Source organism: Mycolicibacterium monacense (assembly GCF_010731575.1).
GTDB lineage: Bacteria > Actinomycetota > Actinomycetes > Mycobacteriales > Mycobacteriaceae > Mycobacterium > Mycobacterium monacense.
In genome coordinates, this window is sequence record NZ_AP022617.1 from 1,601,109 (window position 1) to 1,612,936 (window position 11,828).

Here is an 11,828-nt window from a genome sequence, read left to right on the forward strand (position 1 = left end):
GTTCCATGGACACACCCATCGGCCCCGTCGACGCAACCAAAGTGCCCCGCTTTGCCGGGCCCGCCACCTTCGCGCGCCTGCCGCGCATCGACGAGGTGACCCGCACCGACGTTGCGGTCGTGGGTGTGCCGTTCGACTCCGGGGTGTCCTACCGACCGGGAGCCCGATTCGGTCCCGCCCACATCCGGGCCTCCTCGAAGCTGCTCCGCACGTACCATCCACGCCTCGACGTCGAACCGTTTGCGGTACAACAGGTGGTCGATGCCGGCGACATCGCGGTGAACCCCTTCGACATCGCCGAGGCCATCACGGCCATCGAACGGCACTCCGACGAATTACGCAGCGGCGGTGCGAAACTGGTGACGCTCGGCGGCGACCACACGATCGCGCTACCACTGCTGCGATCGCTGCACCGCGAGCACGGCCCGATCGCGGTGCTGCACTTCGACGCCCACCTCGACACCTGGGACACCTACTTCGGTGCGCCGTTCACCCACGGCACACCATTCAGGCGCGCCGGCGAGGAAGGGTTGCTCGATCCCGAGCACTGCCTGCACGTCGGTATCCGCGGACCCCTGTACGCGCCCACGGACCTGTCCGACGACCGGGTGCTCGGCTTCCAGGTCGTCGGATCCGACGACTATCAACTCGAGGGTCTCGCCACGGTGATCGAACGTATGCGGGCGCGGATCGGAGACGCACCGGTGTACGTGTCGGTGGACATCGACGTCCTCGACCCGGCCCACGCGCCGGGTACCGGTACGCCGGAGGCCGGCGGGATGACGAGCAGAGAACTGCTGCTCTCCCTGCGGAGTCTGGTCGGTGCCAACGTGGTCGGAGCGGACATCGTCGAGGTCGCGCCCGCCTACGACCACGCCGAGATCACCGGGATCGCCGCCGCACACGTGGCCTACGAACTCATCTCGGTGTTGGCCGCCAACCGGTGAGCAGTCAGACGGCCGGGCATCGCCTGGGTCATCCGGCGGGGAGGGTGATCATCGCCGTGGGACGGAATTGCTCGATGAGCCGGCCTAGATCACCGATCTGGGCGGTCGTCGGGATGATCGGCTCGACGAACTGATCGAACGCGGCGACCGGGCTCGGCACATTGGCATTCGGCGGCACGAACTCGGCCCAGATGCCGTCCACCCTGGTGATAACGGGGTCGACCGCGCGCATCAGGGGTAGCGCGGTGGAATCGGCGATGGCAGGGCTGGTGTCGGCTGAATCGCCGGGGTCCGCGACGGCCGGAGCTGCAGTCGCGAGCCCCCACGCGGCCGCAGCGACAGCAAGAGGCAGCGATGCGGCGACACCACGGGCTGACGTCCTCATATTGATCCCTTTGACGCGATATGTCCGGCACCCCGCGACCCTGGCGATCCGACCCCCGCCGGTATGCGCATGTTAATTGCCCGCACCCGCGCCGGTAGCCGAAATCGGACAGGGTCACCACCCGCCGAGGCGAGTAGGTTCGACCATGCCGCGCTCCTGCGGCAACAGGCCCGGAAGGAGAGACATGGCTGACCTCAAAGAGCTGGCCGACCAGACCGCGGAAGAACTTCTCAAAGCAATACGAGGCCACGCGCGGAAGGCCAAGAGCGAAGAGTTGCTGAACCTGGCCCAGGCGTACTCGTTCGTCGTTTCGACCGAAGTCGGCACGAGGCTGGCAGACGAGAGCGCGACCGCCGCGGCGGAAATCGAGGCGGGACTCATAGGGTCCATTTCGCCGCAGTAGTAGGTAGTCTTGCGAGTGTGTCCGATCGGGGCCGCGCCTGGGGCGCGGCCCTTCGTTGTTTCCGGCGGCAGGGGAGTTGACGGTCGCCACAGCAACGCCGGCCTACCGAGGAGGAGAGCAACTACATGACGCGCATCACGACGCTGCTCTCACCGTTTCTCTTTTGTGTTGCAGTGCTGACTGCCTGCGGCGGAACCAACGACTCGCCGCCCGATCCTGCTCTCAGTACCCCGAACGGGCAGTCCTCGATGACAGGGATGCCGGCGCCGGAGTCACCCGGCGCCCAACCGAGCGAGAGCCAGATCGTCATTTCGAACATGGCCTACACCGTGCCCACGTCTGTCCGACCGGGTCAGCAGCTGACCATCGTCAACAGAGACGATCCCAACCACACCGTCACCGCCGACGACAACAGCCTGTTCGACACGCGGATATCCGGGGGCGGCGGCATCAAGTCCTTCACCGCGCCGACGACGCCCGGCACCTATCCGTTTCACTGTAAGTACCACGCCAACATGCATGGAATGCTGACGGTCGAATAGGCCAAGCGGGAAAGCGAGCCAGCAGAAGCGCTCACCGACGCGCTAATCTGCGCCGCTGCAACCGGATTAACGCGAGGAGTCGCAGCCCGTTCACGGGTCTTCTACCTGCGGTTGCTGGTGCCCTCGGTGAGATTCGAACTCACACTGTACGGGTTTTGAATCCGTTTCCTCTGCCAGTTGGGATACGAGGGCCTGCGGTGTTCCACCATAGAGGATGGCCCCGAGGTCGCTGATCGCCCGGGTTACCGCCACAATGACATCCATGACCGGCTCACCGACCGACGCGCCGACGCCCCGCCGCGTGCTCATCGCCGAAGACGAGGCGCTCATCCGGATGGACCTGGCCGAGATGCTGCGCGACGAGGGCTACGAGATCGTCGGCGAGGCCGGCGACGGGCAGGAAGCCGTCGAACTCGCCGAGCAACTGCGGCCGGACCTCGTCATCATGGACGTCAAGATGCCGCGTCGCGACGGGATCGATGCCGCCTCGGAGATCGCGAGCAAGCGGATCGCCCCGATCGTCATCCTCACCGCCTTCAGCCAGCGCGATCTCGTCGAGCGGGCACGCGACGCCGGGGCGATGGCGTATCTGGTCAAACCGTTCAACGTCAACGATCTGATCCCCGCCATCGAGGTGGCGGTCAGCCGCTTCAGCGAGATCCACGCACTCGAGCAGGAGGTCGCGACGCTCTCGGACCGGCTGGAGACGCGCAAGCTCGTCGAGCGGGCGAAGGGGCTGTTGCAGGCCAACCAGGGCATGACGGAGCCGGAAGCCTTCAAGTGGATCCAGCGCGCAGCGATGGACCGCAGGACCACCATGAAGCGGGTGGCCGAGGTGGTGCTCGAGACGCTGGACGCCCCGAAAAGCGAGCCGTCCGCCGGGTAGGGCGCGCCACGCCTTTTCCAACAACACGCGATATGGCCAGGTGTTGGCTATGTTCTACCGGAAGCGTCAGCGCCCTGCGGCCGATCCGGTCGCGGGAGTCGATGCCGATGACAACATCGACCAGGAGGTGAAACGTGCGCGGTCGCGTGGCACGGAACGCATTCGCTTTCGGAAGTGCGGGACTTTTGGCGCTCGCGCTCGGCGCCTGCAGTCAATCGACACCCGAAGAGGAAGCGGCGCAGACGAATCTGAAGATCGTCGAGCAGGTCCAGATCGACGAGAACGGCGCGGAGGTCAAGGCCGCCGAAGGAGCCGCCCCGGCGGATCCCGCCGGTGACGGCAAGGCGACCTGCCCACCGCTGTCGATCGCGATGGCCGGGGCGCTCAACGGCCCGGACGCGGCCCTGGGCATCAACATCAAGAACGGTGTGCAGCTCGCCGTCGACAAGCACAACGCGGCCAACCCCGGCTGCCAGGTCCAGCTCAAGACGTTCGACACCGAGGGTGACCCGCAGAAGGCCAGCGCGATCGCCCCGCAGATCGTCGACGACCAGTACACGATCGGCCTTGTCGGCCCGGCCTTCTCGGGTGAGACCAACGCCACCGGCGACGTGTTCAACCAGGCCGGCCTGGTCGCGGCCACCGCCTCGGCCACCAACGTCACGCTGTCGGAGAAGGGGTGGCGGACGTTCTTCCGCGGCCTGGCCAACGACGGTGTGCAGGGCCCGTCGGTCGCCAACTATCTGAAGAACACGCTCGGTCACCAGAAGGTGTGCGTCGTCGACGACAGCACCGACTACGGCCTGGGCCTGGCTCAGGCGGTCCGCGAAACCCTCGGGCCCGTCGCCGATCCGGCGTGCAACATCTCGGTGAAGAAGGGCGACAAGGACTTCTCCGCCGCCGTCACCCAGGTCAAGGGAGCGAGCCCGCAGTCGGTGTTCTTCAGCGGCTACTACGCCGAGGCGGCGCCGTTCGTCCAGCAGCTCAAGGACGGCGGTTTCGAGGGCACGTTCGTCAGCGCCGACGGCACCAAGGATCCGGAGTTCGTCAAGCAGGCCGGTGAGGCGTCCAAGGACGCGTTGCTGTCGTGCCCGTGCGGCCCGGCCACCGGCGGCTTCGCCGACGAGTACAACCAGAAGTTCGGCCAGGAGCCCGGCACCTACAGCACCGAGGGCTACGACCTGGGCACCATCCTGGTCAAGGGCATCGATTCCGGGGCCATCACCCGCCAGGCGCTGCTGGACTACGTGCGCAACTACAACGGCCAGGGTGTGGCGCGCAACTATCAGTGGACACCGCAGGGTGAGCTCACCACCACCCTGATCTGGATGTACAAGGTCCAGTGATCGACTAGGCGAGACGCGTCCGAACCAGTTGGCTCGGACGCGTTTCGTTTAGCACTCCCACCGCGCGAGGAGCCCACCGCACCGATGATCGCCGAGTGCGTCGACCAGTACGCCTGTCTGGCGGCGAATATCAGCTTCAACCTGGAGGGCCTGCGAAACGGCTTCTGGCAGTTGACGATCGACGGATTGTCCTGGGGCGCCATCTACGCCCTGGTGGCGGTCGGTTACACGCTGGTGTTCGGCGTGCTGCGGCTGATCAACTTCGCGCACTCCGAGATCTTCATGCTGGGGATGTTCGGCGCGTACTTCTGCCTCGACTTCATCCTGGGATTCACCCCGTCCGGCAATGCCTACAACAAGGGCATCGCGCTGACGGTGCTGTACCTGGTGATCGCGATGCTGTTCGCGATGCTGGTGTCCGGATCGGCGGCCGTCGGTCTCGAGGCGGTGGCCTACCGGCCGCTGCGAAGACGCGGGGCGCGGCCGCTGACATTCCTCATCACCGCCATCGGCATGTCGTTCGTGCTGCAGGAATTCGTCCACTTCATCCTGCCGAAGATCATCAAGGGTTACGGCGGCAGCAACGCCCAGCAGCCGATCACGCTGGTGCAACCCAAGACCCAGTTCGAGATCTTCGGCGCGTCGGTCTCCAACATCACGCTGGTCATCATCGGGGCGGCCCTGCTCTTCGCGCTGCTGACCGACATCGCCATCAACCGCACCAAGTTCGGACGCGGCATCCGCGCGGTGGCGCAGGATCCGAACACCGCGACCCTGATGGGGGTGTCCCGGGAACGGGTGATCATGCTGACGTTCATGATCGGCGGTCTGCTGGCCGGGGCCGCGGCGCTGCTCTACACCCTCAAGGTGCCGCAGGGCATCATCTACTCCGGCGGTTTTCTGCTCGGTATCAAGGCGTTCTCCGCCGCGGTGCTCGGCGGCATCGGCAACCTGCGCGGTGCGCTGCTCGGCGGGCTCATCCTGGGTGTCATGGAGAACTACGGGCAGGCGGTGTTCGGTACCCAGTGGCGTGACGTCGTCGCCTTCGTCCTGCTGGTTCTGGTCCTGCTCTTCCGCCCCACCGGCATACTCGGTGAGAGCCTCGGGAAGGCGCGGGTATGAGCGGTCAACGGGCGAACGTGTGGCAGGCGCTCGTCATGCGCGTGCGGGCCGTGTGGGCGGTCCTCGTCGAGCGCACGCGACCGGTGTGGGAACGGTTGCGTCCGGTGTGGAGGCGGGTCCTTCGCACCCGTGACCGCCTGCGCGAGTGGTGGGCGAACCTGACCCGGGTCCAGAAGTGGGTGGTCGGCGCCGTCGTCTTCCTGGCGATCGGGCTGCTGCCCATCTTCACGCCGTCATGGCTGGACACCCCCGGTATCAGCTTCGGCGGCACCATGGCTCAGTTCGCTATGGTCGCGATCATCGCGATCGGCCTCAATGTCGTTGTGGGACAGGCCGGCCTACTCGATCTCGGCTATGTCGGCTTCTACGCGGTCGGCGCCTACACCGTCGCTCTGCTGACCAGTCCCAGCAGCCCGTGGAACCAGGCCGGTCCCGGCGGCTGGTTCACCACCGACTGGGCGTGGCTGGCGTGTGTGCCGCTGGCGATGGCCGTGACGGCGCTCGCCGGACTCATCCTGGGCACGCCGACACTGCGGTTGCGCGGTGACTACCTGGCGATCGTCACCCTCGGATTCGGGGAGATCATCCGCCTGCTCGCCGACAACCTCTCCGATGTCACCAACGGGCCTCGCGGCCTCAACGAGGTCGAGTACCCCCGGGTGGGGGAGAGTGAGCGGCTCCCCGAAGGCGTGTTCTCCCGGGCCAACTCGACGGGGGAGGCGAACTACGGCACCTGGTGGTTCTGGCTGGGCCTGCTGCTCATCGTCGGGATCCTGCTGCTGGTCGGCAACCTCGAACGCAGCAGGGTCGGCCGGGCGTGGGTGGCGGTGCGCGAGGACGAGGACGCCGCGGAGGTCATGGGGGTCAACACCTTCCGCTTCAAACTCTGGGCGTTCGTGATCGGCGCCGCGATCGGCGGACTGTCCGGGGCGCTGTACGCCGGCCAGGTCCAGTACGTGGCGCCACCGACGTTCAACATCATCAACTCGATGCTGTTCCTGTGTGCGGTCGTCCTCGGCGGGCAGGGCAACAAGCTGGGCGTGATCTTCGGTGCATTCATCATCGTCTACCTGCCGAATCGCCTTCTCGGCGTTCACTTCCTGGGCATCAACCTCGGCGACCTGAAGTATCTGTTCTTCGGCCTGGCCCTGGTGGTGTTGATGATCTTCCGCCCGCAGGGGCTGTTCCCGGCGCGTCAGCAACTGCTCGCCTACGGCAGGGCCGCACGTGACATGTTGCGCCGCGCGCCCGGCGAGAACGAGGGGGCGATGCGATGACGATCGAGGACCTCGCCGGTGTGCACCGGGAGATCGCGGCGGCCGAGGGCGAGACGCTGCTGCAGACCCACGACCTCACCGTGAAGTTCGGCGGGTTGACCGCGCTGGATTCGGTGACCTTCGGCATCAGGCGCGGGGAGATCCTCGGGCTGATCGGACCGAACGGCGCGGGCAAGACCACCTGCTTCAACGCCATCACCGGTGTCTACCGGCCCAGTTCGGGTTCGGTGACCTTCGACGGTAAACCGCTCGGCCGCATCAAACGCCACCAGATCACCCGCCGCGGCATCGCCCGGACGTTCCAGAACATCCGGCTGTTCGGCGAGATGACGGCGCTGGAGAACGTCATGGTCGGCACCGACGCCCGGCACCTGACCTCGGTGCCCGGCGCGCTGGTCCGCACGCCGCGCCATCGCCGGGAGGAGAAGTCGGCGATCGAGCGGTCGGCGGCGCTGCTCCATTTCGTCGGCATCGCACACCGCGGTGAGGAGAAGGCGAAGAACCTTCCCTACGGCGATCAGCGGCGGCTCGAGATCGCCCGCGCGCTCGCCACCGAACCCAAGCTGCTGTGCCTCGACGAACCCGCGGCCGGCTTCAACCCCGCGGAGAAGGCGGCGCTGATCGACCTGATCCGCAAGATCCGCGACGACGGATACACCGTGCTGCTCATCGAACACGACATGCGGCTGGTGATGGGTGTGACCGACCGGATCGTCGTCCTGGAGTTCGGGCGCAAGATCGCCGACGGACTGCCTGCCGAGATCCGCGAGGACCCCAAGGTCATCGCCGCCTACCTGGGAGTGCCTGATGACGAAATCGGTTGAGGACCGCAAGGTCCTGCTCGAGGTCCGCGACATCGTCGTGCACTACGGCCGGATCCGGGCGCTGCACGGGGTGTCGCTGAAGGTGCACGAAGGCGAACTGGTCACGCTGCTGGGGTCCAACGGTGCGGGTAAGACCACGATGATGCGGGCGATCTCGGGGCTGCGTCCGCTCACGTCGGGATCGGTGTGGTTCGACGGCAGGGACATCTCTCGTGTGAAGGCGCACCGCCGGGTGACCGACGGGCTGATCCAGGCGCCGGAGGGCCGCGGTGTCTTCCCCGGTATGACGGTCACCGAGAATCTCGAGATGGGCTGCTACGCGCGGAAATTCGACACCAAGGCCGAGCATCGTGAGCAGTTGGACTGGGTGTTCGAGACGTTCCCGCGGCTGGCGGAGCGGCGTTCCCAGGTGGGAGGGACGCTGTCGGGCGGCGAACAGCAGATGCTGGCGATCGGGCGGGCGTTGATGGCGCGGCCGAAGGTACTGCTGCTCGACGAACCGTCGATGGGCCTTGCCCCGATGGTGATCTCGCAGATTTTCAAGATCATCGCCGACATCAACTCCCGGGGCACGACGGTGCTGCTGGTGGAGCAGAACGCGCAGCAGGCACTGTCACGCTCCGATCGGGCGTACATCCTCGAGACCGGGGAGGTCACCCGCACCGGAAACGCGCGGGAACTGCTGCACGACGACAGCGTTCGCGCGGCCTACCTGGGTGTCGCCTGACCCGTTGTCCGCCGAGACTCGCTAACGGGCGACGACCACCGACGAGCCGTGGCCGAACAGACCCTGGTTGGCGGTGACGCCGACCTTGGCGCCCTCGACCTGCCGGCCGGTGGCCTGACCCTTGAGCTGCCAGGTCAATTCGCAGACCTGGGCGATCGCCTGGGCGGGAATGGCCTCACCGAAACACGCCAGCCCGCCGGACGGGTTGACCGGGATCCGGCCGCCGATCGTCGTCGCCCCGCTGCGCAGCAGGGCCTCGGCTTCGCCTTTCGGGCACAGGCCCAGGTGTTCGTACCAGTCGAGTTCCAGGGCGGTGGACAGGTCGTAGACCTCGGCGACGCTCAGATCCTCCGGCCCGATCCCGGCTTCGGCGTAGGCCGCGTCGAGGATCTGGTCCTTGAACACCCGCTCGGGTGCCGGCACCACCGCCGTGGAATCGGTTGCGATATCGGGCAATTCGGGCAGGTGCTGCGGGTACTGCGGAGTCTGCAGGCTCACCGCACGCACCGAGGGCACACCCTCGACCGATCCGAGGTGCTTCTCGGCGAACGACCTGCTGGCCACGATCAGCGCCGCCGCGCCGTCCGACGTCGCGCAGATGTCCAGCAGTCGGAGCGGATCCGACACCACCGGGCTGGCCAGGACGTCCTCGACGGAGGATTCCTTGCGGTAGCGGGCGTTCGGGTTGTCCAGGCCGTGGCGGGCGTTCTTGACCTTCACCTGGGCGAAATCCTCGAGGGTCGCGCCGTACAGGTCCATCCGCCGGCGCGCGAGCATCGCGAAGTAGACGGTGTTGGTCGCGCCGATGAGGTGGAAGCGCTGCCAGTCGGGGTCGTTCTTGCGTTCGCCGCCGACGGGGGCGAAGAACCCCTTCGGGGTCGTGTCCGCGCCGATCACCAGCGCGACATCGCAGAATCCGGCGAGGATCTGTGCGCGGGCGCTCTGCAGGGCCTGCGATCCGCTGGCGCACGCGGCGTAGCTCGAGGTGACGGGCACGCCGTTCCAGCCCAGCTTCTGGGCGAACGTCGACCCGGCGACGAAGCCGGGGTATCCGTTGCGGATGGTGTCGGCGCCGGCCACCAGCTGGATCTGGCGCCAGTCCAGGCCGGCCTCGGCCAGCGCGGCGCGGGCGGCCACCACGCCGTACTCGGTGAAGTCACGGCCCCATTTGCCCCAGGGGTGCATACCCGCTCCGAGGATGTAGACGGGTTCGGGGCTCATCGGGCTCGACCCTCCCCGCTCCTCGCGTCCGCGATCCGCCACGCGTAGACGATCCGGTCGACGCCGTCGTCGTCGGTGTAGAGCGGCATCGTGGTCAGCTCCATCTCCATGCCGACCTTCAGATCGGCGGCGAGTGTCCCCTCGACCACTTTCCCGAGCACGATCAGACCCTCGTCGGCCAGTTCGACCGCGGCGACGGCGAAGGGCTCGAACGGATCCGGTGACGGGTACGGCGGCGGCGGTGCGTACCGATTCTCGGTGTAGCTCCACAACTTTCCGCGCCGGGACAGCGGGACCTGCGCGAGGTCGTCGCCGTCGCAGGCGGGGTTGGGGCAGTTGTTCGCCCGCGGAGGGAAGACATAGGTTCCGCACTGATGGCACCTGCCGCCGATCAGATAGGCCTCACCGGACCCATCGGTGGCGAACCAGCCGTCGATCGCCGGTTGCGTGGAAGCTGCTGACACGCGGTCAGCGTACCCAGTGGACCGGCAAAACTGAAACGTGTTCCAGTCAGTGGGCGGCGGCGGCGAGCAGTATGCGCAGCAGATCGTCAGGGTTGTCGCGCATCAGATTGTGTTTGCCGTCGAGTTCGTGCACGGTCCACGCGGGATCGTCGCGCACGCGCTCATACGACCGCCGCATGGGTGATTGGCCGGGCCAGTTGAGCGCGTAGGCGTAGTCGCGCCGGCGGACGCCGTCCGCACCGCCGGCGAGGCGGATCGGCTGCAGCAGCGAGGCCAGCGGATGCGATGACGCACGGTCGTCGAAGAACGGCAGCGGCGGGACGCCGTAGCCGGTGTCGTCGACACCGAGATACCACTGCCGCTCGGCGTCATTGACCAGGTCCCAACAGGATTCGCCGTCTCGGGGGACCAGGGCGTCCAGGTACACCAGCGCGTCGACCCGGTCGGGCATCCGGTCGGCGACGGCGGTGATGACCATGCCGCCGTAGCTGTGTCCGACGAGCACCAGATCGTCGTCGGGCATGGCGGCCACAGCCTCGCACATGTCGGTGATGTGGGTGTCGAGATTCACCCCCGCATGAGCGAGGTGCGCTCGCTCGGCGACGCCGGTGAGGGTGTGGGCGTCGGCGCGGTGTCCGCGGTTGCGCAGCGCACCGACGAGATCGTCGAAACACCACGCGCCGTGGCAGGCGCCGGGAATGAGAACGAAGGTGGCCATGGATTTCACGCTGCCCGCGTGAGATTCATAAGTCCAATACATGTCCGAACACAAACTATTGTGATCGCTTATGGAACTGCGGCAGCTCGAGTACTTCGTCGCCGTCGCCGAGGAGGCCAACTTCACCCGGGCGGCGCGGCGGGTTCATGTCGCGCAACCGGCGGTCAGCGCTCAGATCGCCCGCCTGGAGCGCGAACTGGGCCAACCGCTGCTGGACCGGTCGCACCGGCAGGTGCGACTGACGGGGGCGGGTGAGGCCGTCCTGCCGCACGCACGGGCGGCGCTCGCCGCGGTCACGGATGTGCGCACGGCCGTCGACGACTTGACGGACCTCGTCCGAGGAGCGGTGTCGATCGGCACCGTCACCGCGCACAACGTCGACATGCCGGCGATGCTGGCCGCATTCCACCGCGCCCACCCCGCGGTCGAGATCACGCTGAGCACCGCCGACTCCGAATCGCTGGTGGACGGTGTGCGGACCGGCCGCCTCGATCTGGCCATCGCCTCCGTCGGCTCCGGTGAAGTGCCCGACGGTCTCGCGGTCGAGGTGACCACCGACGAGGCGATCGACGCGGCCGTCCACCTCGCAGATCCGTGGCGGAGACGGCGGTCGGTGCCGCTGGCCGCGCTCGCCGAGCGCACGCTGATCGCCCTACCGGTCGGGACGGGTATCCGCAGGCGGCTCGAGGAGGCGTTCACCGCGGCCGGTCTCACGCCACGGATCGCGTTCGAGGCCAGCACCCCGCAGGAGCTGGCCGACCTCGCCGCGCGCGGACTCGGGGTCGCCGTCGTCCCGCAGTCGCTGGCCCGCAACCGGGCCGACCTGCACGCGGTGTCGATCACTCCGCAGCTGCGCGGACGACTCGTGCTGGCGTGGCGAGCGAGCGGGCCGGTGAGCCCGGCGGCGCGGGTGCTCATCGGCATGGCCCGGGAGCACCTGCGTGTCGGCGGGGGTGCATAGAGTTG

The 11,828-nt window shown here is 67.4% G+C and carries 14 protein-coding genes and 1 tRNA gene; 10 read left to right on the forward strand and 5 right to left on the reverse strand.

The window, feature by feature from the left end; genetic code table 11:
* Positions 1 to 5: 5 nt before the first annotated feature.
* The gene (speB, locus tag G6N49_RS07595) at positions 6 to 947 is read left to right on the forward strand and encodes an agmatinase (protein ID WP_011560417.1); all 942 of its coding nucleotides are present in this window, start codon (positions 6 to 8) and stop codon (positions 945 to 947) included.
* Positions 948 to 975: 28 nt separating this feature from the next.
* Here speB and G6N49_RS29415 read toward each other — a convergent pair whose 3' ends face one another.
* Positions 976 to 1,179: a hypothetical protein gene (locus G6N49_RS29415; RefSeq protein WP_225891953.1), complete on the reverse strand. Its 204-nt coding sequence runs from the start codon at positions 1,177 to 1,179 to the stop codon at positions 976 to 978.
* Positions 1,180 to 1,516: 337 nt separating this feature from the next.
* On the opposite strand from G6N49_RS29415, the gene G6N49_RS07605 reads away from it, so the two are divergent.
* Entirely contained in the window at positions 1,517 to 1,735 is a 219-nt protein-coding gene (locus tag G6N49_RS07605) for a hypothetical protein (protein ID WP_011768268.1), read from the forward strand.
* Between the two features lie 125 nt (positions 1,736 to 1,860).
* Positions 1,861 to 2,277 carry a cupredoxin domain-containing protein gene (locus G6N49_RS07610; RefSeq protein WP_011855936.1) on the forward strand — a complete coding sequence of 139 codons (417 nt, stop codon included), beginning with the start codon at positions 1,861 to 1,863 and terminating at the stop codon, positions 2,275 to 2,277.
* A gap of 115 nt (positions 2,278 to 2,392) precedes the next feature.
* Here G6N49_RS07610 and G6N49_RS07615 read toward each other — a convergent pair.
* A tRNA-Leu gene (locus G6N49_RS07615) sits at positions 2,393 to 2,469 on the reverse strand.
* A 70-nt stretch (positions 2,470 to 2,539) separates the two neighbouring features.
* Here G6N49_RS07615 and G6N49_RS07620 point away from each other — a divergent pair.
* The 6 genes from G6N49_RS07620 to G6N49_RS07645 all read left to right on the forward strand — a co-directional run bounded on the left by G6N49_RS07620 (position 2,540) and on the right by G6N49_RS07645 (position 8,459).
* On the forward strand, positions 2,540 to 3,163 hold the full coding sequence (locus G6N49_RS07620) for a two-component system response regulator PdtaR (RefSeq protein ID WP_041925083.1): 624 nt from the start codon (positions 2,540 to 2,542) through the stop codon (positions 3,161 to 3,163).
* A gap of 134 nt (positions 3,164 to 3,297) precedes the next feature.
* Complete coding sequence (locus tag G6N49_RS07625) at positions 3,298 to 4,509, forward strand: branched-chain amino acid ABC transporter substrate-binding protein (RefSeq protein WP_011560413.1); 1,212 nt, start codon at positions 3,298 to 3,300, stop codon at positions 4,507 to 4,509.
* A gap of 84 nt (positions 4,510 to 4,593) precedes the next feature.
* Complete coding sequence (locus G6N49_RS07630; RefSeq protein WP_011855934.1) at positions 4,594 to 5,631, forward strand: branched-chain amino acid ABC transporter permease; 1,038 nt, start codon at positions 4,594 to 4,596, stop codon at positions 5,629 to 5,631.
* 104 nt (positions 5,632 to 5,735) lie between these two features.
* Positions 5,736 to 6,908 (forward strand): branched-chain amino acid ABC transporter permease, encoded by a 1,173-nt coding sequence (locus tag G6N49_RS07635; protein WP_011855933.1) that lies wholly within the window; start codon positions 5,736 to 5,738, stop codon positions 6,906 to 6,908.
* Positions 6,905 to 7,732 (forward strand): ABC transporter ATP-binding protein, encoded by an 828-nt coding sequence (locus G6N49_RS07640; protein ID WP_011855932.1) that lies wholly within the window; start codon positions 6,905 to 6,907, stop codon positions 7,730 to 7,732. The genes G6N49_RS07635 and G6N49_RS07640 overlap by 4 nt, the downstream gene beginning before the upstream one ends.
* On the forward strand, positions 7,716 to 8,459 hold the full coding sequence (locus tag G6N49_RS07645) for an ABC transporter ATP-binding protein (RefSeq protein ID WP_011855931.1): 744 nt from the start codon (positions 7,716 to 7,718) through the stop codon (positions 8,457 to 8,459). The genes G6N49_RS07640 and G6N49_RS07645 overlap by 17 nt, the downstream gene beginning before the upstream one ends.
* Positions 8,460 to 8,480: 21 nt before the next feature.
* Here G6N49_RS07645 and G6N49_RS07650 read toward each other — a convergent pair whose 3' ends face one another.
* Genes G6N49_RS07650 through G6N49_RS07660 form a run of 3 tightly spaced genes read right to left on the reverse strand, consistent with a single transcriptional unit; the run spans position 8,481 to position 10,862 of the window.
* Positions 8,481 to 9,680: a lipid-transfer protein gene (locus G6N49_RS07650; protein ID WP_011855930.1), complete on the reverse strand. Its 1,200-nt coding sequence runs from the start codon at positions 9,678 to 9,680 to the stop codon at positions 8,481 to 8,483.
* Entirely contained in the window at positions 9,677 to 10,144 is a 468-nt protein-coding gene (locus G6N49_RS07655; RefSeq protein WP_083045265.1) for a Zn-ribbon domain-containing OB-fold protein, read from the reverse strand. Before G6N49_RS07655 ends, G6N49_RS07650 begins: the two co-directional genes overlap by 4 nt.
* A 46-nt stretch (positions 10,145 to 10,190) precedes the next feature.
* Positions 10,191 to 10,862, reverse strand: a complete 672-nt coding sequence (locus tag G6N49_RS07660; RefSeq protein ID WP_011855928.1) for an alpha/beta fold hydrolase — start codon at positions 10,860 to 10,862, stop codon at positions 10,191 to 10,193.
* Between the two features lie 70 nt (positions 10,863 to 10,932).
* Here G6N49_RS07660 and G6N49_RS07665 point away from each other — a divergent pair, with 70 nt between their 5' ends.
* The gene (locus G6N49_RS07665; protein ID WP_011855927.1) at positions 10,933 to 11,823 is read left to right on the forward strand and encodes a LysR family transcriptional regulator; all 891 of its coding nucleotides are present in this window, start codon (positions 10,933 to 10,935) and stop codon (positions 11,821 to 11,823) included.
* Positions 11,824 to 11,828 lie beyond the last annotated feature (5 nt).